At 47.0% G+C, this 23,085-nt stretch carries 18 protein-coding genes and 3 pseudogenes; 8 read left to right on the forward strand and 13 right to left on the reverse strand.

Annotation, left to right across the window (positions count from 1 at the left end):
* Positions 1–178: 178 nt before the first annotated feature.
* Both odhB and AC6ESP_RS23290 read right to left on the reverse strand, forming a co-directional pair.
* The gene (gene odhB, locus AC6ESP_RS23285) at positions 179–1,411 is read right to left on the reverse strand and encodes a 2-oxoglutarate dehydrogenase complex dihydrolipoyllysine-residue succinyltransferase (RefSeq protein WP_497099132.1); all 1,233 of its coding nucleotides are present in this window, start codon (positions 1,409–1,411) and stop codon (positions 179–181) included.
* A gap of 5 nt (positions 1,412–1,416) precedes the next feature.
* Positions 1,417–4,299, reverse strand: coding sequence for a 2-oxoglutarate dehydrogenase E1 component (locus AC6ESP_RS23290; RefSeq protein WP_497099133.1), 2,883 nt, complete (start codon positions 4,297–4,299; stop codon positions 1,417–1,419).
* Positions 4,300–4,651: 352 nt separating this feature from the next.
* Between AC6ESP_RS23290 and AC6ESP_RS23295 the strand changes: the two genes are divergently transcribed.
* The 3 genes from AC6ESP_RS23295 to AC6ESP_RS23305 all read left to right on the forward strand — a co-directional run bounded on the left by AC6ESP_RS23295 (position 4,652) and on the right by AC6ESP_RS23305 (position 7,242).
* Positions 4,652–5,344, forward strand: a complete 693-nt coding sequence (locus tag AC6ESP_RS23295; RefSeq protein ID WP_497099134.1) for an S-layer homology domain-containing protein — start codon at positions 4,652–4,654, stop codon at positions 5,342–5,344.
* Positions 5,345–5,465: 121 nt separating this feature from the next.
* The gene (locus AC6ESP_RS23300) at positions 5,466–6,422 is read left to right on the forward strand and encodes a 3'-5' exoribonuclease YhaM family protein (protein ID WP_497099135.1); all 957 of its coding nucleotides are present in this window, start codon (positions 5,466–5,468) and stop codon (positions 6,420–6,422) included.
* Between the two features lie 94 nt (positions 6,423–6,516).
* Complete coding sequence (locus AC6ESP_RS23305) at positions 6,517–7,242, forward strand: HNH endonuclease (protein WP_497099136.1); 726 nt, start codon at positions 6,517–6,519, stop codon at positions 7,240–7,242.
* A gap of 63 nt (positions 7,243–7,305) precedes the next feature.
* Here AC6ESP_RS23305 and AC6ESP_RS23310 read toward each other — a convergent pair whose 3' ends face one another.
* Together AC6ESP_RS23310 and glsA are read right to left on the reverse strand one after the other, a co-directional pair.
* Complete coding sequence (locus AC6ESP_RS23310) at positions 7,306–7,677, reverse strand: DUF4190 domain-containing protein (protein ID WP_497099193.1); 372 nt, start codon at positions 7,675–7,677, stop codon at positions 7,306–7,308.
* 98 nt (positions 7,678–7,775) lie between these two features.
* On the reverse strand, positions 7,776–8,702 hold the full coding sequence (glsA, locus tag AC6ESP_RS23315) for a glutaminase A (RefSeq protein WP_497099194.1): 927 nt from the start codon (positions 8,700–8,702) through the stop codon (positions 7,776–7,778).
* A 239-nt stretch (positions 8,703–8,941) separates the two neighbouring features.
* On the opposite strand from glsA, the gene AC6ESP_RS23320 reads away from it, so the two are divergent.
* Entirely contained in the window at positions 8,942–9,733 is a 792-nt protein-coding gene (locus AC6ESP_RS23320) for a MetQ/NlpA family ABC transporter substrate-binding protein (protein ID WP_497099195.1), read from the forward strand.
* 397 nt (positions 9,734–10,130) lie between these two features.
* Positions 10,131–11,561, forward strand: a complete 1,431-nt coding sequence (locus AC6ESP_RS23325) for an RtcB family protein (protein WP_497099137.1) — start codon at positions 10,131–10,133, stop codon at positions 11,559–11,561.
* A gap of 102 nt (positions 11,562–11,663) precedes the next feature.
* On the opposite strand, the gene AC6ESP_RS23330 is transcribed toward AC6ESP_RS23325, so the two are convergent.
* Positions 11,664–13,019: a dipeptidase gene (locus tag AC6ESP_RS23330; RefSeq protein WP_497099138.1), complete on the reverse strand. Its 1,356-nt coding sequence runs from the start codon at positions 13,017–13,019 to the stop codon at positions 11,664–11,666.
* A 312-nt stretch (positions 13,020–13,331) separates the two neighbouring features.
* On the opposite strand from AC6ESP_RS23330, the pseudogene AC6ESP_RS23335 reads away from it, so the two are divergent.
* Positions 13,332–13,610 (forward strand): annotated as a pseudogene (locus AC6ESP_RS23335) (response regulator); the annotation flags it as partial.
* A gap of 340 nt (positions 13,611–13,950) precedes the next feature.
* Here the strand turns inward: AC6ESP_RS23335 and AC6ESP_RS23340 are convergent.
* A complete protein-coding gene (locus tag AC6ESP_RS23340) occupies positions 13,951–14,475 on the reverse strand; it encodes an NUDIX hydrolase (protein WP_497099139.1) in 525 nt (174 codons plus the stop codon).
* 159 nt (positions 14,476–14,634) lie between these two features.
* Here AC6ESP_RS23340 and AC6ESP_RS23345 point away from each other — a divergent pair.
* Positions 14,635–15,951, forward strand: a pseudogene (locus AC6ESP_RS23345) (cache domain-containing sensor histidine kinase); the annotation flags it as partial.
* Between the two features lie 102 nt (positions 15,952–16,053).
* On the opposite strand, the pseudogene AC6ESP_RS23350 reads toward AC6ESP_RS23345, so the two are convergent.
* The 7 genes and pseudogenes from AC6ESP_RS23350 to AC6ESP_RS23380 all read right to left on the reverse strand — a co-directional run.
* Positions 16,054–16,443 (reverse strand): annotated as a pseudogene (locus AC6ESP_RS23350) (PLP-dependent transferase); the annotation flags it as partial.
* Between the two features lie 203 nt (positions 16,444–16,646).
* On the reverse strand, positions 16,647–17,888 hold the full coding sequence (locus AC6ESP_RS23355; RefSeq protein ID WP_497099140.1) for a hypothetical protein: 1,242 nt from the start codon (positions 17,886–17,888) through the stop codon (positions 16,647–16,649).
* Entirely contained in the window at positions 17,885–18,916 is a 1,032-nt protein-coding gene (locus AC6ESP_RS23360; protein ID WP_497099141.1) for a hypothetical protein, read from the reverse strand. Before AC6ESP_RS23360 ends, AC6ESP_RS23355 begins: the two co-directional genes overlap by 4 nt.
* 1 nt (position 18,917) lies before the next feature.
* Positions 18,918–19,772 carry an ABC transporter ATP-binding protein gene (locus AC6ESP_RS23365; protein ID WP_497099142.1) on the reverse strand — a complete coding sequence of 285 codons (855 nt, stop codon included), beginning with the start codon at positions 19,770–19,772 and terminating at the stop codon, positions 18,918–18,920.
* On the reverse strand, positions 19,759–20,466 hold the full coding sequence (locus AC6ESP_RS23370; RefSeq protein WP_497099143.1) for a hypothetical protein: 708 nt from the start codon (positions 20,464–20,466) through the stop codon (positions 19,759–19,761). The genes AC6ESP_RS23365 and AC6ESP_RS23370 overlap by 14 nt, the downstream gene beginning before the upstream one ends.
* The gene (locus tag AC6ESP_RS23375; RefSeq protein WP_497099144.1) at positions 20,459–21,007 is read right to left on the reverse strand and encodes an RNA polymerase sigma factor; all 549 of its coding nucleotides are present in this window, start codon (positions 21,005–21,007) and stop codon (positions 20,459–20,461) included. Before AC6ESP_RS23375 ends, AC6ESP_RS23370 begins: the two co-directional genes overlap by 8 nt.
* A gap of 393 nt (positions 21,008–21,400) precedes the next feature.
* Positions 21,401–21,751: a hypothetical protein gene (locus AC6ESP_RS23380; protein ID WP_497099145.1), complete on the reverse strand. Its 351-nt coding sequence runs from the start codon at positions 21,749–21,751 to the stop codon at positions 21,401–21,403.
* Between the two features lie 139 nt (positions 21,752–21,890).
* Between AC6ESP_RS23380 and AC6ESP_RS23385 the strand changes: the two genes are divergently transcribed.
* On the forward strand, positions 21,891–23,066 hold the full coding sequence (locus tag AC6ESP_RS23385) for a glycoside hydrolase family 27 protein (RefSeq protein WP_497099146.1): 1,176 nt from the start codon (positions 21,891–21,893) through the stop codon (positions 23,064–23,066).
* The last annotated feature ends 19 nt before the right edge of the window (positions 23,067–23,085 follow it).

Below are 23,085 nucleotides of genomic sequence, written 5' to 3' on the forward strand. Positions count from 1 at the left end.
AGGGGCTTCGCCACACATTTTCAACTGCTTGTCAAGTTCTTTTAATCTTTTTCACGCAAAAAAAGAGCAGGCTATCTTTCGATAACCTGCTCTTTTACATAGTTATTTGGTCCTTCATCTTAACTTAATGACATTGGCCCCAAGGGAGCCACTCTTCTTCGTTACATATAGGGAATGATTAGCCTTCAAGCAGAAGCGTCTCTGGATCTTCGAGCATCGCTTTGACCTTCACAAGGAAGCGAACAGCTTCCGAGCCGTCAACAATACGGTGATCGTAGGAGAGAGCGATGTACATCATTGGACGGTTCTCTGAACGTTCAGCATCAATAGCAACTGGGCGAAGCTGGATTTTGTGCATACCCAGAATACCAACCTGTGGTGCGTTCAGAATTGGCGTTGACAAGAGTGACCCGAATGTACCGCCATTCGTAATAGTAAATGTTCCACCCGATAGATCAGCAAGGCCAAGCGAGTTGGTACGTGCTTTGCCTGCAAGGTCAACGATTTGGCGTTCAATCTCAGCGAAGCTCAGGCGATCAGCATCACGTACGACTGGCACGACAAGACCTTCTTTGGCTGATACGGCAATACCGATATCGTAATATTGCTTAGCAATAATATCTTCTCCATCGATTTCTGCGTTGAGCAGCGGGAATTCCTTCAGTGCGCCAACAACGGCTTTCGTGAAGAAGGACATGAAGCCAAGACCAACCTCGTGTTTATCTAAGAATGATTGCTTACGGCGTTTACGAATATCCATAATGGCAGTCATATCGACTTCATTGAAGGTAGTAAGCATAGCTGCTGTTCTTTGTGCTTCTACAAGGCGGTTAGCAATTGTCGCCCGGCGACGTGTCATTTTCTTACGCTCATAAGGCTTGTTCGATGTAAAAGCAGGCTGAGCTGGCTTAGCAGCTGGAGCTGCAGGAGCTGGCTGTTGGCCGGCAGTACGAACAGCATCAGAGCTTACACGGCTAAGGGAGGATTGAGCCTCAGATAGATCGATGCCTTTCTCTCTTGCCAGCTTTCTTGCAGCAGGGGAAGCCGAGATTTGGCCTCCTTTGCTGTCTGCAGCCGAAGCGGCTGGTGCTGCTACTGCTACTGGTGCAGGAGCTGCTTCGGCAGCTTTGGCTGGTTCAGCTGCTGGAGCCGGAGCCTGGGCAGGAGCAGCACCGCTGCCTGCTCCAATCGTACCGATAACTTCACCAATTTGGACGTTGTCGCCCTCATTGCGAGTAATTTCTTGAAGGACGCCATCGCTCTCAGCGCTAATCTCAATATTAACTTTATCCGTTTCTAGCTCGAGAAGAACGTCGCCTTGCTTAACGGAATCTCCTACTTTAATAACCCATTTGGAAATTGTGCCTTCTGTAATTGATTCTCCCATTGCCGGTACTATAATCTGTTGCACGTAGGCTACCTCCCTGTGTTATATGTCAATGACGGACTATGTTTCAATGTTTGCAAAATGATGTGCTGCTGCTCGAAGCTGTGAACCTGCTGGAAGCCGCTTGCTGTACTGGAGCGCTCTGGACGACCAATGTAGCTGACGCTTGCGCCTTCTGGCGCAACCTTGCGGATACGTGGCTCCATGTAGCTCCAAGCTCCCATGTTTTGCGGTTCTTCCTGAACCCATACAATTTCTTTGAGGTTAGGCAGCTTCTCAATAATGGCTGCGATCTCTTTGGCAGGGAACGGATATAGCTGTTCAATACGTGCAATGTGCAGCCAATCCTTGTCTTTATTCGTATCCTTCTCGACTGCCTCTTCAAGATCAATCGCGATCTTGCCGGAGCATAGAATAAGACGTTCTACACGGTCAGGGCGTGCTCCGAGTCCAGGCTGCTCAACAACAAGCTTGAAGGAGCCTTCGCTCAGCTCAGCAACTGTTGATGCCACGCGTGGATTACGAATCAAGCTCTTAGGCGCCATAATAATGAGTGGACGAGCAGCTTCGCTCTCCGTAATGGAAGCTTGGCGACGCAGAATATGATAGTACTGTGCGGCACTGGAGAGATTAGCAACGGTCCAGTTCTCTTCACCGGATAATTGCAGGAACCGCTCCAGACGTGCACTTGAATGCTCAGGTCCTTGGCCTTCATAACCATGTGGAAGCAACATGATCAAGCTGGATTTCTGCTGCCACTTCGAGCGGCCTGCGGAAATGAATTGATCGATGAGAACCTGTGCAACGTTCGTGAAGTCCCCATACTGAGCTTCCCAGATCACGAGGGTCTCAGGTGCGTGAACGTTATAGCCGTATTCGAAGCCAAGTACAGCTGCTTCGGACAGTGGGCTGTTGTGAATCGCGAACGACGCTTTGGCTTCTGGCAATTGATGTAGTGGTGAGAATGTAGCGCCAGTCTCTGAATCATGCAGCACGAGATTACGGTGCGCGAAGGTTGCACGCTCCACATCCTGCCCGCTGAGACGGATCGGCTTGCCATCAGCAAGAATGGTAGCGAATGCAAGTGTCTCTGCATGTCCCCAATCCAGCTTCTCTCCATCGTTCAGCGCAGTAGCACGGCGCTCTAATATACGCCCAAGCTTCGGATATACAGTGAAGTTATCTGGCCAGCGAAGCAGATTGCTGTTAATCGTGCGCAGCGTCTCCACAGGGACAGCCTTCACTTCTTTACCGAATTCTACATCAGCCTGCATGCCTTGTGTCTGATGAACAGGCTCTTGGCCGTCACGCTGCTTCACTTCATCATAAGCAGCCTTCAAACGGTCGATGACTTCCTGCTTCAAGCCTTCCGCATCAGCAGAGGAGAGAATGCCCTCAGCAATAAGCTTGTCAGTGTAGATCTTGCTTACTGTTGAATGAGCCTTCACTTTTCTATAGATAAGCGGTTGGGTTGTTTCTGGATCATCTGTTTCATTATGACCGTATTTACGGTAGCCGATCAAGTCGATCAAGAAGTCCTTCTTGAACAACGTGCGATACTCACTTGCCATCCGTGCTGCGGCGATAACCGCTTCTGGATCGTCAGCGTTAACGTGGACAATAGGGATTTCATAGCCTTTGGCAACATCACTCGCATAATGCGTCGAGCGGGAATCATGACTCTCAGTCGTAAAGCCAATCCGGTTATTAACGATGATGTGTAATGTTCCACCATGCGAGTACCCTTTCAATTGGGCGATGTTAAGCGTCTCTGCTACGATTCCTTCACCAGGGAAGGCTGCATCACCGTGCATAATAATCGATGCTGCATAATCCAGATTCTGCTGCGGGTAACCCGGCTTGCTGCGATCTTCCTGAGCTGCGCGAGTGAAGCCCTCAACAACTGGATTGACGAACTCCAAGTGACTTGGGTTGTTCGCAAGTGTGATACGAGTCTCAACGGTTTCACCCGTCTTAATTGAGCGATTCGCACCAAGGTGATATTTGACGTCTCCGGTCCAGCCGTAGTTAATGCCGATGGAGCCTTCGGACGGAATAAGCTTTTTATTAGGAGAATGATGGAATTCAGAGAAGATCTTGCTGTATGGCTTGCCCAGAACGTGAGCAAGAATGTTCAGACGTCCACGATGCGCCATCCCCATCAGGATATGGCTAACGCCATCATTGGAGAGCTCATGCACCATCTCGTCAACAAGTGCGACTAGCACATCATTGCCTTCGACGGAGAAGCGCTTCTGACCAACGAAGGTCCGTTGCAGGAAATCCTCGAATTGCTCGGCTTCGAATAGCTTGGTCAACAGCTTCTTGCGCTCTTGCAGATCAAGTGATGCCGAAGGCATTTCTTTCTCTACACGCTGCTTCAGCCAAGCTCGTTCTTCTTCATTGTGTACGTGACTGAATTCAAAAGCGATTGTGCCTGTATACGCCTTGCGCAGCTTCTCGATCGCTTCATAGCCATTCGATACGTCAGCAGGTGCGTGTGTCCATACCAGCTCTGCAGGCAGGGCAGCCAAATCGGCTTGTGTTAATTTGTAGGTTTCGGGCTGGAGCATTCTGGTGCTGGCCTTAGGGCCGAGATTAAGTGGATCGATATTCGCAGCTAAATGGCCGAATGCGCGTATATTCCATACGAGCTTCCCAGCCGCTACGAGGTTTTGAAGAACTTTAGCATCAATAGGTTGGGTAGCGCCTGCGGACGACTGCAGAACGACTGTTGTGTCTTGTTTAGCATATTGAGGCGGTTCACCATGGCGAGCGAACAGCTCGCGATATTCAGAAATTACGGATTCAGGGTCTTGCTTATACAATTCATACTGCTCTTGGACGTAACCAAGGTTGGGCCCATAATAAGAAACCCAAGGATCTTGCGTATGCTCGTTGCCAGATGACATCAACAGATACCTCCGCCTTCGGATTTTGAAGTTCATGGACGGAAAAAAGAACTTTCATATATAACCATTATAGTATAAAGACACCCTATAACTTAAATAACGATTATGTATCATTCTTATCTTGAAAAGAGATCGATCCTTGGCCATTCCTTCTTATTATGATCCAATGACCCTTTTGTTAGTATATATTTTCCATGAATTAGGAAGAAAAAGCCCATTCTAGTCGATCACAACGACTGGATGAGGACAAATTGGTTTTTTTCAACCTCGTGCAACATTTTCCAACACAGGTCCGTCCAATCTGTTGAGCGCGCGCTTAAACACAGCATAGAGGATTAAGGAGGCAATACAAATGACTAAACACAAAAAAACGGTAGCTTTATCGGCTGCATTACTCTTATCCGCTTCAATGATGGGACAGGCATTCGCCGCTGCTCCATTCAAGGACATTGCTAACGTACAGAGCAAGGTTCAGATCGAAGCGCTGCATCAGCTGGGTATAGTTAAAGGGGTGACTTCTACGGAATATCAACCGGAAGAAAGCTTAACAGCTGCTCAAGGTATATCGCTCATCGTCCAAACGCTGCAACTCAGCCTTGCCGCTATTAGTTTCAATCAAGCTCCGACAGCCGACGGTTTCTATACGAATGTGGACAATGATGCGTGGTACGCGGAGAGCTTCGTAATTGCACATCATAATGGCCTCGATATTCCTGCTGATATTGACCCTCAGAAGCCGCTTACCCGTGAGGAATTCACTCACTATGTGGTGCAGGCGCTAGAGACGACTGGTCAGTATCCGCTGATCAAAATGTACGTAGTAATAGCAGATGAAGAAGCCATTACAGCTTCGTATCAAGGCACGATTCAGCGTGCACTGCTGTACAGACTGCTCTCTCTAGACAGTGAAGGAAAATTTAATCCTCAGGAGATCGTGAATCGCGGAGAAGCTGCTGCTATCGCCTATGAGGCTCACAGCTTCGTAGAAGCTCACAAGGATAATGGAAATGACGGCTCCGATCAGGAGACTATCCAACTTAAATAGCTTCATGTAACGCTACATGCCCCTGACAGTTCGCTGTCAGGGGTTTTTGCTTTCTATTGCCCCTTTAGGAGCATTTCCATTGTATAATGAAAGTATTATGCAGTAAGAAAGAGGAACGACAATGACATTAATTAAACAATTAGCCAATCAAGATGATTTCACCGGCTACTATTTGTTGAAAGAGCTTGAAGTCAAGCAGACGAATGGAACGAATCCGAAGGATTATTTCGACATCGTTCTGTGTGATTCCAGCGGACAGATGTCAGCGAAGTACTGGGACGTATCTTCCACGGACAAAGAAACCTTTTTCCAGATGGGACTTGTCAAAGTACAGGGCAACGTGCATATGTACCGCGAAAAGCTGCAGATCAAAATTTCCCGTCTTCGAAAAGTAACCGAGGAGGATGGCGTCGAGCTAACCGATTTCATTCGCTCCGCACCGATTGCACCTATTGATCTCATTCATACGATTAATCAAGCTAAGGATAGTATTGCCGACGAGGATATCCGCAGGATTGTAACGTATTGCGTAACGAAGGTAGAGGATAAGCTGAGTCATTATCCAGCTGCCAAAACCCATCACCATGCTTACTTCGCAGGCCTTGCCTATCATATTGTAAGGATGCTGGAGATTGGCGATTTCATCTGCAAGCAAAGACCATTCTTGAATGCTGATTTCATCAAGGCAGGCATTATTCTGCATGATATCGCGAAGCCAGAAGAAATGATCTCACAGCTTGGGATCGTATCTGACTACAGCCTGCAGGGCAAGCTGATGGGGCATATTTCGCTTGCTTCTACTTGGATTACCGAGGCTGCCATCCGCTGTGATCTGGATCTGCAATCGGAGAAAATTCTCGGACTGCAGCACATGGTGCTATCTCATCATAATCTAGGGGAGTGGGGAAGTCCCGTTCAGCCTCAGACGGCTGAAGCAGTCGCGCTGCATCATATTGATGCTATGGATGCCAAACTGCAAATGGTCGAGGATGCGCTTAGCACAACTCCAGAATCAGAGCAATGGACACCTTATATTCGTGGGCTAGAGAATAAACCAATCTACCGGATGAAGCTGTAGCATCCCAATGGGTTCCAATTAATGCTATAATAGTAGAAAACTTGAGGTGACAAATAGCGGGTGGGTCAGCACTAGTGACTGCCCGGAACTTCCGATGGCTGATAATGAGCAACCAACCTATAAGCAATGCGCACACTGCCGTGAGCCGAGGCCTGTCACGGAGTTTCTGCGAAGAACGGGACGCCGTTCAGGTCCGCAATCCAGGCGCGGAGCCTGCCGGACATGCCGCAAATCGAATAGTAAAGTACACGCAGCTGCTCATGCGCATTCACATGCACATGTACAAGCACAGGCACCGATTGCACAAGCTAATGTGCTGCTACCGGCTCCAGAGCCCGTACAGGCAGCTGCCCAAGCGGCTGCTCCTGCTGCCGAGCCAAGGCGTCCTCGCACGAAACCGCCTGCTCGTCCAGTGAAGCCGCGCCCTACGCCGTCGAATCATTCACCAACTGATTACACCTTCCTGCGGCAGACGAGGCAAGGGACGATCTGGATGAGAGGCAAGACAGACAAGGGCCGCAGATGGTATCAAGAGATTGATATGGAGCTGGCTGTTACGCTGGTGAAGGAACGGGCAGCTGTCGTTGTTAATCGCCATACGATCCGCCGTCTGTTCAGCAACAAGGATTTCCGCAAGCATATATTAACTCGTGACAATTATACCTGCTATTTCTGCAAGCAATATGGCGATACAATCGATCATATGCTGCCAAGGGCGAAGGGTGGACATACAACTCCCGACAACTGCGTATGCGCATGTAATATGTGCAACCAGTCTAAGGCAGACAAGGATCTGGAAGATTTCATGCGTGAGCACTAAGTATTCATATAAAAAGTCCCGCAATGATCGCTTGCATAGCGATTTGCGGGACTTTTGTCATTGTTATACTGGAATCGTACTTAACAGGCTGGATGCAACGTCATAATAGTAGTTGTCCGTTGCTGTACCGAAGCTTACTAATGCAATCACGACAATTAAGATGATAATCGCATAGATAGCAGTGCCGACAATGCCGCATACTAGTCCAGCGATCGCGAGCCCTTTTCCCTGCTCCTGTTTCTTCGCAACTTCCTTCAAGCTGATGGCGGCCATAATAATAGCGACTATCCCAATAATAAAACCGATATAAGGGAGTACAATCGAACAAATCCCTAGTACTAGAGCAGCAATTGCTTTGCCATTCGTCTTAGCTGGTGTCGGTGGATATGGGGGATAAGGCGGATAAGGGGATGAATAGTTGTAGTTCGATCCCATATTGTTGTCATTCACATTATTGTCCTCCTAAAGGCGGTAGATGTTCTGTTGTTCATTATACGTGCAGTTCCACGGAATTTCCATATTTAATGCTAATGTTAGAATAAACTCCAATCACATTCATGAGAGATGGTTTCTAGAAGATGGACTCCTGCAATGCTGTTGCCCTTGGGATTCAAGGCAGGGCCTACAAGACCTATCCCATATTGTCCAGGCAGCATAGTCAGTATTCCACCAGACACACCACTCTTCGCTGGCAATCCCACTTGAATAGCGAATTCGCCTGAAGCATTGTACATGCCGCAGGTAACCATGAAGGTTTTGGCAATCTGGACATACCGGCGCGGAATGAGGGAAGCTCCTGTAATCGGGTCTGTTCCGTTATGAGCCAGTACCAAGGCCATCCTGGCGAGGTCTGCACAGGTAACTTGAATAGAGCAATGACGGAAATATACGTCTAGAACCTCTTCGACGCTGCCCTTCAGCACACCGTTATCCTTCAAGAAGTAGCCCATCGAACGATTCAGATTCGCGGTCTCTGATTCGGATTGGTACACATCAAGATCATAGCCAAGCGAATCATTATTGGACAAAGCGCGGAAGAATGACAGTATTCTAGATGACTGCTCCTGCGGTGTGCTTCCGTGTATTAAAGAGGAAATTGCAATCGCGCCAGCGTTAATAAGCGGGTTGAACGGAATCCCGGGCTGCACAAGCTCAAGCTTCAGCATGGAGTTGAAGTTGTCTCCTGTAGGCTCCATCCCTACTTTATCGAATACGATGTCCTCGCCATTGTCCATTAATGCGAGAATGAGCGTGAATACTTTGGATATACTTTGCATGGTAAAAGTAAGGCCGCAATCTCCTGCAGAGATGAAGCTGCCCGTTGCATCCACTACATGAATGCCAAGCGCTTCCTTCGGTGCTCGGGACAGCTCCGGAATATAGGAAGCTACCTTCCCGTGTTTCGAGCATTGCCGACTCTCTTCTACCCACTGTGGTAAAAGCTCCTTCAGGCGATCCATTTCCTTGGCTGACAATAGGGTTTCCTCCTTCAAGCTTCACATCGGCATTAATTGTCTATTTGGATGCCTATTGCTCACTATTATACCATGATTGAAATAGGGGGCTCCAGATTTAGACACTTTAGCCTGATGGGTATATGTGGTATGCTATTTCTCATGTTATTTAATATTATCGACATCAGGTACGGGGGGAATTAACGAACGTGAAACAAAAATGGGTTTTGATATTGATAGCTGTAATGATGATTGTAGTTGTGGGCTGCGGTCAGAATGCAACGAAGGAAGAGGTACCGCAGGAGGAGAAGCAGGAGGTAACGATTAAGGTTGCGACTCTTATTCCTCCAATGAGTGAAGTGCTGGAGCTCGTGAAGCCATTGCTGAAGGAAGATGGTATTAATCTTGAAATCGTCGTCCTATCTGACAATGTACAGCCGAACAATGCGCTTGCCAATAAAGAAGTTGACGCTAACTTTTTCCAGCATGTTCCTTATATGAATCAATATAATGAGAGCAACGGCAGTGAGCTTGTTGGCGTTAAGGCTATTTATAACGCAGTGTATGGCGCATACTCGAAGAAATACAAGACAATCGAGGAAGTGCCAGATGGAGCAATGATTGCGATTGCTAATGATCCATCGAATATAGGACGCTCGCTCGTGATGTTCGAGAACAATGGCTTAATTAAGCTTAAGGATGGGGTCGGTATTGCGGCAACACAGGCTGACATTGTTGAGAACAAGAAAAATCTGAAGTTCCAGGAAGTCGATCTGCTGATGCTGGCTCGCGTTATCGATGACGTTGATCTGGTTGCGATGACTCCGGCCTATGCGAAGCCGCTAGGTCTAACGCCGAAGAAAGATGCGCTCATTAAGGAAGGCAGTGAATCCGACTTCGTCATTACGCTAGTTGCAAGGAAAGACAATGCAGATTCCGAGGCTATTCAGAAGCTTGCTGAGCGTATGACAGGCCTTGAAGTGAAGAAGTTCTTCGAAGATAACTATGGTGATATTGCTATACCGGCATTCGAATAGATAACAGAAGCTGAACTATAGATAGCCGTGGACGCTCGAGCAGTCCACGGCTTTTTGCTATAGACATGTGTATAGCTGGAAGCAAGCTTCTATAATATGGGTTGACAAATGCTGGGAGCGGATTTATGATGATTGAAATAACTTGAAGGGAGGCCGATGTACATGTTCGCTGCTAATTCGTTATTCACACAATTGAATACCAGATTCTTGGAGACTAAGCAAGTCCATTACACCGGTCTCGGCGGAGCCTGCATGATTTAGCTAGCTGTATGAAGAGTACGAAGCATTGATTATACAAGGTTAACCGAAAGCCATGGACGATACTCGTCTATGGCTTTTTTTGGCATATACCAGAACGAGGGCCGGATTCAACCATTGAAAGAAGGATTATACGTATATGAATACTAAACCAAACAACTATTATCGGCAGGTAGAGCTGCCTGCAGGGACGGTCCATGTATATGCCAGCCCAGAGCTGTACGAGGGGCTCGATTACAAGGTGCTGGACATGGCTAACAACAATCTGCAAATACCGAATCTGGTGTATATGAGCTACACACCAGATGTCCATGTAGGAATCGGAACATGTATCGGTACGACTGCCGTATGGCGAGCTGAGGATGGTTATGTGTCGCCCTCTATTGTCGGCAGTGATATTGGCTGCGGCATGAGGGTGCATCTGACGAATCTGCATAAGGATGAGCTTAAGGATGTGAAGCTGCGCAAAAAGCTGGTCAAAACGATTGAGAAGTATTTGCCAGTGGAGGATCATGCTCGCGGTCATTTCTCAGATATACGTCTGGAGAACGTAGTCCGTAAAGGACTGCATGGTCTACCGAAGAAGTACATTCCGGATGGCTATACTCCGCGTAAATCTACCTCTCTTACGCATGTGGAGCGCAGCAAATTCACCTTCGACGAGAATGCGCTGAATCGCTTCCCTGAGCAAGTATGGCATAGGTCGCATCGACAGCTCGGTACGCTGGGCGGAGGGAACCATTTTGCCGAGATTCAGGCAATTGAAATTCCAGAGCAGAATAGGGAGACGGCAGAGGCGTGGGGAATGTTCGAAGGCCAAGTCGTCATCATGATTCACTCCGGCTCGCGGTCGTGGGGAGGCTCAGTAAGTCAGTACTCCAGCAGTGACCTAGCCAAGCTGATGCGCAACGAGGGTGTAGGCACAGCTGATCCGAAGCTGCTGTATGCACCGCTTGCCCATCCGCTCGCTCAAACGTACGTAGATTTGATGTATTCAGCATTAAACTATGCGGTTGTGAACCGTCATCTGATCGCCTATGCCATTAGGGAGGCAGGGAAGGATGTGTTCGGCTCGAAATTTGAGATGAGGACACTCTATGATCTTATGCACAATTACGCTTGGGAGGAGGAGCATGAGGAGAAGTCTTATTTTGTCCATCGTAAAGGTGCAACGAGAGCTCTTCCTGCTGGTCATCCGGATAACCCTGAGCCTTATCTTGCAACCGGGCATCCTGCACTCATTCCGGGCTCAATGGGAACCGCGTCGTATATTATGGTAGGCTCGCCGGGGGGGCAAGCGAATTATTATTCAATCTGCCACGGAGCAGGCCGCATCAGATCACGCAGCGCAACGAAAAGATTGGTGACCATCGACGAATTCTCATCTGCTATGCGAGTTGGCGAGGAGGATGAGATTGTGGTCAATCAGCGTTCACTTGAATCCATTCTGGATGAGTCGCCACAGGCTTATAAAGATGTGGATCAGATTATAGAGAGTGTAGTTGGTGCCGGATTAGCTGAGGTTGTGGCCAAATGCAAGCCATTAGCAACAGTTAAGGGTGCCAAGTAACGTAGAGAAGGCTGCACGCCGTAATAAAAAGAAACAGGCAGATGGGGACTGGCCGCTATGTGGCGGCTGCAGTCCATCTGCCTGTTTGTTTATTAAATGCTGTTACAGACGTTTCAAGAAATCGACGATTGTAAGCAGCCCTTTATCGAAGTTCTCTAGATTGAAATGCTCATTCGGCGCATGCAGGTTCTCATCCGGCAGTCCGAAGCCCATCATCACAACTGGTGCTCCTAATACACGTGAGAATGTCTCGACGATAGGGATGGAGCCGCCATCCTTCGTGAACAGCGCGCGAGTGCCATATACATGCTCATAGGCATCGGCTGCTGTCTGCAGCATGGGATTAGAAGGGTCCATGTTGAACGCTCTTGCCTTCTCACCTGGTATAATAAGAAGCTTTGCTCCTGGTTGTACATGAGCGTTCAGATGTTCAGTAATACGATCCAAAACAAATTGTGGATCCTGATCCCCGACGAGGCGGCAGGTAATCTTGGCATGTGCTTCTTTTGGAATGACAGTCTTGGTGCCTTCGCCTTGGAAGCCTCCATATACACCATTCAGCTCAAGAGTCGGCCTAGCACCTGTTCTCTCAACGAAGGAGTAGCCTGCTTCTCCATACAGCGCATCAAGTCCAAGATTGTTTCTCAATTGCTCCTCATTGAAGTTCTGCTTGGCGAATTCTTCGCGCATCTGCGGAGACAGCTCAGGCACGCCTTCATAGAAGCCTTCCACTGACACACGTCCTTCATTGTCATGAAGTGAAGTCAAGAGAGCAACCAGGGCATGAAGCGCGTTCGGCACGCCGCCTCCGAAGGAGCCTGAATGCAGATCCGTGTTCGCAGTAGTTAGAGCAACCTCAAGCGAGCATAGGCCGCGAAGTCCTGTAGAAATCGCTGGTTTGCCTTTCTCGAGCAGTGAAGTATCCGAGATTAAGACTACGTTAGCTGCAAGCTTATCATCATTGGCTTGCATGAATGCCGGCAGGTTAGGGCTTGATATCTCTTCTTCGCCTTCAATGCATAGCTTTACGTTGACCGGCAGCTCATTGTCCTGCTGGAGCAGAGCTTCAATGGCCTTGATATGCAGGAACAGCTGGCCTTTGTCATCCGTTGCACCACGTGCGTACAGCTTGCCATCGCGAATGGCAGGCTCGAACGGCGGAGTTTCCCACAGGTTAAGCGGATCGACTGGCTGAACATCGTAGTGGCCGTAGATGAGAACCGTAGGTTTGCCTGGCGCATGAATGTGCTCAGCATAGACGATTGGATGTCCGCTTGTTGGATGAATCTCTATTTGCTCAAGACCAGCCTTCTTCAGTAAATCTGCCAACCATTCCGCCGCTGCATTCATATCCTTCTTGTGGGCAGATAAAGCCGAGATACTCGGGATGGACAGAAACTGCTTCAGTTCGTCAAGCTGCTGTTCTCTTCGTTGTTCAAAATAGGTTTCGTAGCTCATTCGTTATGTACCTCCTTGTATCTATCTTCTTAAGTATACGCCTTTAGGAGGAACAAATAAAAGGAATGCCGCCGTATTGGCCGAGAAACTCAAACAAAAAAGTATTCAATTCACACAAATAATGCTACTATTGGGTTAGTTAATAGCTGGTCGGAGAAAAGGTGAACCACAATGATTCCTTAGCGGATGCTTGCGCTAGGATTGATTGTGTTTTTTTGTTTAAGAGCTTACCAGCATAACGAGCAGATTATCGAATAGCAGACATAAATATTATTGTAAGCGTTAACATCATCAGTATGTAGGAGGGGTACGATGGCAGCGAGTGAGCTATGTAGAGTACTGATCGTCGACGATGAGATACTGATTAGGCAGGGGATTAAGCATTATGTGAATTGGGAGCAGGAGGGCTTTGTAATTGTAGGTGAAGCCTCGAACGGAATGGAAGCACTCGGAATCATTGAGCGGACTCGTCCCCATATCGTGCTAACGGATATCGTGATGCCCATCATGGACGGCGAGGAGCTTACGCGAGCAATAAAAGCAGCATATCCCGCCATAGAGGTCATCATATTGAGCAGCTTCGGCGAGTTCATAGCTTAAGACGGCAACTGCGCAGACATGGAAAGTACACAGACATGGAAAGTACACAGACATGGAACTACACAGACATGGAACTACACAGACGAATGTTCTTACGATCGCTGTTGTTTCCGGATGACCTGAATAATAAGCAGAGGGTGTCATCCGGAAACAAAGGCGAGCGCTATCGCTTCTCCAGAATCATTCGTCCGCTCCGTTGCGGTCTGGCTATTTACCTTTGGGGAAAAAGAAAAAGCAGTGCAGGGATATCTCCTTGCACTGCTTTTTAGGTTCGATATTAACCGGTAATGCCCTCCCGCTTGTGGAAGAAGGACTTGAGAGCATTGGGCAATTAAACATGCCTATGAACTTTGACACTACATTCTTTTGTTGACGGAGTAATATATTCAATATAATTCACCGAGCCGTTAAAATTCAAATAACCCTCATAGCGAATTCGAATAGCTGGTAGAGTAATGAATTCCAAGACCCTCTCCTTTGGAACCCAACGACAGTCGCTTGTTTCATCAGAGGTAGTTAACTCTCCTGCCTCAGCTTTACACACGAAATCAAACATAACCTTCGTCGGGACATCAGTTACTCCATCATACCACTTATGTAACCCTGTACTTGAAACAATGTTAATCAAATGGCTTACGATCGCATCTATTCCACTTTCCTCTTTGATTTCACGAATCACACCGTCAATCAAATTTTCACCAACTTCAGTAATTCCACCAGGATATACCCAGCCATCATCATGAGCTTTTACTAAAAGGATATTTCCGTTCCCATCCTCTACAATTCCGCCTGCAGATACGATATGTGTTTCTATTCCTAGCTCAGAACAGTTATGGGATCTCAATAACCAAAACATAGCCCATTTAAAGGCCTACTGCTATAATGAAAGATGCATTTGAGTGTACAACGAGATTTGATGAGCGGTGGTGGGCAAGTGAAACAGTATCGAATGATTCCAATCAAGGTGAAAATGATTGTGTTTTACCTGCTGCTCATTCTCGTTCCAATATCTATAATGTTCATCAATTCGTATTTTTCCTCGCAGCAGCTGCTTGAACGAAAGTATACTGATCTTCTCGTGGATGTCTCGCGGCAGTCGAATATTCGCATCGAGGAGTTTTTGGCGGATACGCAGCAAATCTCTCTTATTTCAAGCTATGGAATCAACAGCTATGTGTCGGCTATTTCGCAAGAAAACTATCCGATGCAGAACTATCTGCACAACCCTTCGAAAAACAATGAAGATCAGGCAACGCAGTTGTTAATGAACTATATCACGATGAAAGATAGGGCCTTCTCGATTTATATATACAATTTGAACGGCGGAAAAGATTTATACGTCAGTTCCAATAAGCCGATTGATTATACTTATTATCCTGGCAATGAGAAATGGTTCAGAGAATTTCTCGAATCGGATGCCATAACTGTAGACGTTCCGACGCTGTTAGATCGGCAGACGAAAGGCGAGCACAATTGGTCAATATACAATGCCCGTAAAATTTTCGATATGGATGATGGCAAGCTGTTGGGTATTATCGTTATCAGCATCGACATTAATTTCATCAATAAGCTGAATAAGCGTCTGCAGGAAAGCAGCCGGTCGGCCTTTACGGTCGTAGACGCAAACGACAACGTTATTTTTAACAGCAAGTACGAGATGCTCGGTAAGCCATTTAACGAAGTGTTCCCCATCGAAGCGGAGAAGCTCCGACAGATGACGGACAGGCAGATAGTCCGTGTAGAGGGTAAGGATTATATTCTTATCCGTTCCGCGTTCGAGGAGCATGATTGGGCAACTTATCTTTATATGCCAGTCGATGAGTTTGCCGTCGAAGGCAACATTTTGAAACGTAATTTATTGTTTATTGTTATTGTGCTTGTTATTTTCGCCTTCATCAGTTCATTTTACTTTTCTAATCTCATTACGAGGCCGATTAAGCGGCTTATGAGCAACATGACGCTGGTCGAACAAGGGAAATTCGAGAACTTGCCTGCGGTCAAGTCGAATGACGAAATCGGATTGCTTGCCATCCGCTTCGAGCATATGTCCACCGAGCTGAAGCAGCTCGTCGAGCGGATTTATCAGGAGCAGCAGGAAAAAACAGAGGCGGAAATTCGCGCGCTGCAAGCGCAAATTAATCCTCACTTCCTGTATAACACGCTGAACTCCGTCAAATGGATTGCATCCATGCAGCGTTCAGATAAGATTGTCGAGATGACGGAAGCTCTCATTTCCTTGCTTCGTTATTCTGCGAAGACGGAAGATCGGCTTGTGACCATTCGGGAAGAGCTGGATAATATCCGCCATTACATTACGATCCAGAAGGTGCGTTATTTCAATCGGATATCGGTTCAATATGATTTGGATGACACGCTGCTTGATTGCCAAATCTTGAAGCTCAGCATTCAGCCTCTAGTTGAGAATGCTATTTTCATCTCTGGCATTCTTCTCATGTGCCTCCATCCGCAGCCCAAGTGTCTTCATCCCTCTAATAAGCAGCCACGAATCATGAGGAGCGAGTACGCCGCCGGTTGCATTTTGCACAAAATGCAGCTTCTCCCCAAGCTCCATCGTATTCACTACAGCTAGACCAGCAACTACATCGCTATGTCCACCAAGATACTTGGTTGCAGAATGCACCGTAATATCCGCACCCAAGGCCAGCGGCGTTTGCAGATAAGGTGTGCTGAATGTATTATCGACGATCAGGAGCAGCTGATGTGCATGCGCCAGTCTGGCAGCAGCCTCGATATCTGTCACTTTTAGCAGAGGATTCGTAGGAGTCTCTATGAACAGTGCCCTCGTGTTCGGCTGGATGGCCTTCTCCACCTCAGATAGGGGTCCCGCCAACAAAACGCGAAAAACGTACGCTAAGCGGAAATTAAATCAAACAAGCCGGAAATTCCGTACGCTAAGGAAATCCGGCTTTTTTTGTACAAGCGTTATGGAAGATCAACCTTTAGGGTAATCCCTGCGAATCTGTTACCTTACATAAGTGCTGTGTGCAAAGACTTTTGTCCTGTGCCTTAAGCCACATCAACACGCTTCTCCCGTATCGATATAACTATCGCCACAATCATTCCGACAACGGCAACGAAACCACATACGACAACCTCAGGCGCGTCAAATCTACCATGGAAGATAGTATTGAAAACGATGTTATTATCCGATAGTGCCATGTTGACTGAAAGTACGGCTATTCCCGTAATCGCAGCACCGACCGGAACGGCCTTAATCAGCATCATCACAATATTCGCACTGAACCTCGCAAGTATAAATGCGAAACACGCCGTGCCGACACTTAGTGCAAGTATCATTCCCGCGAGTATGAGAGCGTACTGCCCGAAGGTAATATTATAAAGCTGCATCCCCATACCAGCAAGCGACATGATATCCGCGTCCCAATAATTCCCTGCACCCGATGCAAGGAACGGAATATATGCTGCGGCAATCAAAAAGATAGATAAAGCGAGTGTGCTTACAATAGTTGCGGCAAATTGAAGTCTAAAAATCCTGCGACCAATAGTTGACGAATACTGCATTAGGTTTAACTTCCGCATGCGGTCGGTTGTCAGCAAGGGTGCAATGAGAATGATTACGGCAACTACAGTAAACACCCCAACAACAGCGGTATAAAGCGAAAATCCCATATGAAGGTCTTCGCGGATCAAGTTTGCATTGCGCATTTGCAGTAATTTCTCAGCGGTGCGGACCACCACGGGGCGGGAATCATTGTCTATATAGCTGCGAAGAGAATCCTCATAGTCGACATATGTGCGTTCGAGCGCCTTGAGCGTCTGTAGCCTAATCAGTGGCGAGGCGTACCATTCATCCAAGGTTTGTGCGCTATTGCCAAAATCCAGCTTGCTCTGCATTGTGGAAATGGTATCATTGAAGATTTCCTTTTCCTCCTCGTTTAGGTCGCTGGAGTAGCCGTTATCGGCAAATTCCTCATATTCAGCGTAGCTGTAGATATTGTTTTCGGTAAAAATCGTCTCGTTTGAGATAATTTCATCCATTTTAGAAATAAGGGCAACCTTTTTACCTGGGATATCATAGTCGGCCAATTCACCCGGTTCAAGCGTATCGCCGTAAAGTGCAAACATCTCATTCTGATAGGAACCGTAAATACCATGGGTGGTTAGACTATCATATGAGCGCAGTGCTTCGCTCAAAAATGCGAACCACATCAACGTAGCAATTGCAGTAATAAGCGCAAGAATGCGCCAATTCCATAGCTTCTTGAGTTCATATACAAAGATTCTCATAATAGCTCCCTCTTTTTAAATATTTTAGTGGAAATGAATGCGGCGATGGAAAGCACAGCAAGAGAAACGAAAAGCCCAACGCTCTCAAAGTTCGCCCATATAATTTCCGCTCCGCCGTCGGTGAACCATGCTACATTATTTTTCCATAACCAAACGGGAGTAAGGGTCCAAATGCCCCGTGAAACCGAGCCGATTGGAAAAAGGGGCTTAGCAAGAAATGTGACGCCGACTACCGACGCAGCGGCGATAAATGCTCCGTATCCGTTACGAACAAATACCCCAGCTGCATATCCTAACAGGCAAAAGCAAACTGCAATACCAAAGGTTACTCCGATTGTTGCCCAAAGATACCCCTCAACAGTGAAGCTGTGCCATGTGATGAAAGGCTTGCCGTATTCATTCACAGCGTAGTTAAACATACTTGATACGTTATCATTCCACACATCCGAAAAATTGAATCTGAGAAAAAAAATGCACAAACTCACTCCAAGAATTACGACAGTCATGGCTACTACCGCCATCAGCGAGGCACTCAGTTTTGTCCTGAGTACCCGTCTTCCGATTTTTGAAGCGCAGATAATATGTTCGGTCCCTCTCAAGTTTTCGTAGGTTACCGATATAAGCGCGGCAAATAACGCTAGCAAACAGCTTTCCGCAATAATTGCCATAAACATGATCTTAAACAACAGACTGTGGCGGTAATGAGTCTGTCCACCGAAGTAAGTTGACAAAGCATCGCCGTTAGCGGCTTTCTCATCAATTACAGGTTGTAGTTTTTTATACTTGTTGCGTATATTCTCGGCGTTTTCACCTGTGATGTTGTATTTCCTTATATATATCTCCCCGATTTCGCTTGTCTTAAATCCCTCAAAGATATTGACAGCTTCTGCTTCGTAATTCGAGCCATAATCGTTGTAGCCGACTATCGCAATAACAGCATTAAAAACGATGCATAGGGCAACGATTCCAACCATCGCGGGTGAAAACACAAGTTTTTTTAGCTCGTACCCGAATAGCATATTGCTCACCTCACATTGCCTCATCTCGATAAATGTATAGAAACACGTCCTCAAGGTTGGGGCTGACACTACGCGCGACACCGCCGCAGTCGCTCTCACTCGCAAAACGCGTGACAGTTTTGCCGTTCTCCTGGTGTTCTGTGAGCACTAGATAAGGCGATTTGATATCGGAAATATCGTCCGTTTCATAGACCTTGCCCCTGAGCGTCCTGCATATCGACGCAGGTGACTCGTTGGTGAACAATCTGTGATTTTTGAACATAATAACCCTACTTGCGATTGTTTCAATGTCCGACACAATATGCGTCGAAAGTATGACAATTCGGTCTTTGGATAGTGACGAGATAAGGTTGCGGAAGCGGACGCGTTCTTTTGGGTCAAGCCCTGCCGTAGGTTCGTCGAGAATTAGGATTTTGGGATCGTTCAGCATAGCCTGAGCGATTCCGACGCGCTGAATCATACCACCTGAAAACTTCTTCATCTTCTTATCTCGCACGTCCGACAAGCCCACAAGATCAATGAGTTCGTCGGTCTTGCGCTTTGCTTTGTCGCGATCGATACACTTTAACGCTGACATATACAACAAGAACTCTCTTGGCGAGTGATTCCTATAATAGCCGAAGTCCTGCGGCAGATAGCCGATGATGTCGCGGTATGAAGCGTCAAGCCCAACGATTTCATCTCCGTTCCAAAGGATTTCGCCCTTTGTGGGGAAGATGAGTGTCGTGAGCATTTTAATCAGTGTAGTCTTGCCCGCGCCGTTTGGGGCAAGCAAGGCGTAGACACCGCCAGAGAATTCGAGGTTGATATCCTCCAAAGCAGTGAAATTTCCATATTTCTTAGTCAAATTGTTAAGCAATAGCATATTTTTTTACCTCCGACATCATTTTTGAGATTTGATAAGCAAGTGCTACCCCTCCGAGAACGGCAAGCACAACCGAAAAAGCAATCGGCATTTCGCGTAATATTGTCTCCCATTTTTCCCCTAGCGAGAATGGGATTACGATATTAACGAACACCCACCCCGCCGAGAACACCGCATTTACCCATTTGCCGTGAAGAAAACGCATAAAGGATATACTCAAGGTAGCGCAGAGAAACAGGGCGGACAGGCAAATTGGAAACAGTGAGAGGAATTCATATCCGCTGTCTGTACTGATTGTCGCGAAAACCGTGGTGAACACAAAGCCGAAGACCGAGTAGCAAATCACCCGCAGAGCGGTTATCTGCTGGATGGTGTAGCGGCAAGTCTGTTTTAGTCCGTATAGCCCACATGTCCGCTCCGACGTTTCGGCAAACATGGTTATCAATAGGAAAACTAGTGGGGCAACGGCGATGGCCGCGGAGAAGCGGTAATCATCAGGCGCAAAGCTGAATAGCACGAGAACAACTGCGAGAGTTACGGCGGCGAAGAACAAGCTATACCCAGTATCCCAAAATATAAAACGGAAGCCTATGATGCGCAGCATTTCCGCAATCCGTTCTCTCGCCGTTTGCGGCTTGACTAAGCCTTGCGAAAGGATATATTCAATGCTTGCATTCTTTGTTTTCTTATCCATAATCAGCAAACTCCTTTCTAATCAGGTTGATAAGGCGGTAATACTTGGATTTCACGCTTCCCTCGGGAAGTCCTTCGATACCTGCGATTTCAGAGAACGTGTACCCGCCGAATATGTGAAGCCGGAAGATTTTCTGCGTATCCGGAGGCAAACCGCCCAAAAAAGCGCATATCCTCTTCGTGAAATCCCTGTCTTCAAATTGCCGAGTGAAGTCTGCTTCATCAATCGGCTCCACCTCGTCAAGCGATATTGTTTTGGTCATCGCGTGGTAGGCACGTGATCGGAACCAATCAACAACCTTATTTGCGGCAATCCTGTACATCCACGTTCGGAATCCCGCACCTCGCTTCATATCGTAAAACCCGATTGTCCTGAGCATTGAGATAAATATCTCCTGTGTCAGTTCAATGGCAATATCTGCATTTGAGACTTGTTTCCTCACGAAGCCGTAAATCTCGTCATAGTAGCATTGCACCAGTTCATCGGCGGCGGCGCGGTCGCCGTTTCGCTGGATTTTCTTTATTAGGCGTAGCTCATCCAACCGGACCACCTCCTTTTTGTCTGTCCATTTATATATTCGCAGTGGATAGAGAAATAGTTTCAACGCCGGAATAATAATATTTTGAGATATTATCTGCCGCTCAGAACGAAGCCGCCTGTCTATGGTCTTCTCAGTATCTTTAAAGAATATTCCTTGGGCTCTGTGGCCGAAACCTTCTTTTTCTTTTTATAGAGCCTGTTCAAAAAGTACCCTCTCAGCTTGAAAGCAACAGTATAAATGGTCAAACGAGACTCCAAGAATGGGAATGAAAGGGTCGATGTTGCGTAATGTAACTATACGTGGCATAGATTACTATCCCAGAACCTGATTTTGGACAGACGTGTCCCTTGTGTTGTAATTTTCTCTTTTTTTCAATTAGGAGTCCGGCGTTTCTTACCCCGCCAACGGCAATGAGAGTTGTTCCACTTGAATCTCTTGCAGTTTATTGAGTTGTGCTACATGATTCGAAGGTAGGACTGTGTCCCGTAAGAGCCGAATCATCCGTTCAATCAATCGGAACGCATCCCGCAGGATAAACCACTTTTCGACGCGTTTTGTTGTACGAACCGGGATCTTCTTATGCTTCATAACAGAAGTCAGTTGATTCGATTCTTGCGCAAACGCAAGTTCTACTTGCTTCCGGAAATTTAGCATCTGTTCTTGCAGCATGCTTCCTTGCGGCACAGGCCCGTTGAAAAATGGATTTTCCGTAAAGGCATATTGAATTGCAGGAGGTTTTTTCATAGTTTGAAACAACAATTATCCATACTAAAGCAACTTCAAACAATAGGAAGGAGAAGCTAAAGTATGATGTAATGAGAAAGGGAAACAACAATTAGATAGTCTTAATGATAAGCAGAGTATAGGAATTGAGGAAGGATGGATGACTATTATGCATAATCACAAGCAGACTGGCCTGATGCCTGCAATGGGTTGGAATTCATGGAACACTTTCACATGGGATATCAATGAACAATTGATTCGGGATATCGCCGATCTTTTTGTTACGGCAGGCTACAAGGAAGCCGGATACGAATATATCGTGATCGATGACTGCTGGAGCTTGAAGGAACGCGACTTGGATGGGAATCTGGTGGCCGATCCAGCCAAATTTCCGAACGGAATGAGAGCGCTTGCAGATTATATCCATGCGAAGGGCTTAAAGTTTGGCATGTATTCGTGCGTCGGTACCCACACTTGCGCCGGGTATCCGGGCAGCTTTGAGCATGAATTTCAGGATGCGCGATTGTTCGCGGAGTGGGGCGTTGATTTTCTCAAATACGATTATTGCTTTAAGCCTCGACAGCTTTCGGGTGAGTTGATGTATAAACGAATGAGTCTTGCTCTGAAAAATTGCGGGAGAGACATCCTTTTCTCCGCTTGTAATTGGGGGGCCGACAATGTATATCAATGGATTCGCGAATCGGGCGCCCATATGTACCGATCAACGGGCGATATACAAGACAATTGGGATTCCGTTAAAAATCTAGCCAAATCGCAGCTGGACAAACAGAGCTATACCGGTTCTTACTGTCACAACGATATGGATATGCTGATTGTTGGGATGTACGGCAGCAGCAACGACGGTTTTATAGGCAGTAATTCTGGCGGCTGCAGCGACACGCAGTACAAAACCCATTATTCGCTATGGAGCATGATGGGTTCACCTCTCATGATTGGCTGCGATATACGAAACGCCAATCAAGCAACGAGGGATATTTTGTTGAACCATGAGCTGATTGCGATCAATCAGGATCCAGAAGGGCGTGGCGCTTACCGTATTAAGCCGGAGCCGCAGTGGTTCAATACAGACGACATATTCATGCTGGTGAAAGTGCTGACTAATGGCGATTTGGCCATAGGCTTTTTCAATCTGAGCGACAGTCAAAGAGAGCTGTCCTTGCAGTTCTGGGATATCGGGCTTCCATATGCAGAGAGAATATCATTGTCGCTGTATGACTGCTGGGAGCATAAGGAGATCGGCGTATTCAAAGAACGCTTCGCTCCTACAGTACCTGCCCATGATTGTTTAATCGTACGGGCAAAGCTGGTGAAATAGTCGGCAAATTGATCAAGGA

This window comes from Paenibacillus xinjiangensis, from assembly GCF_059686975.1.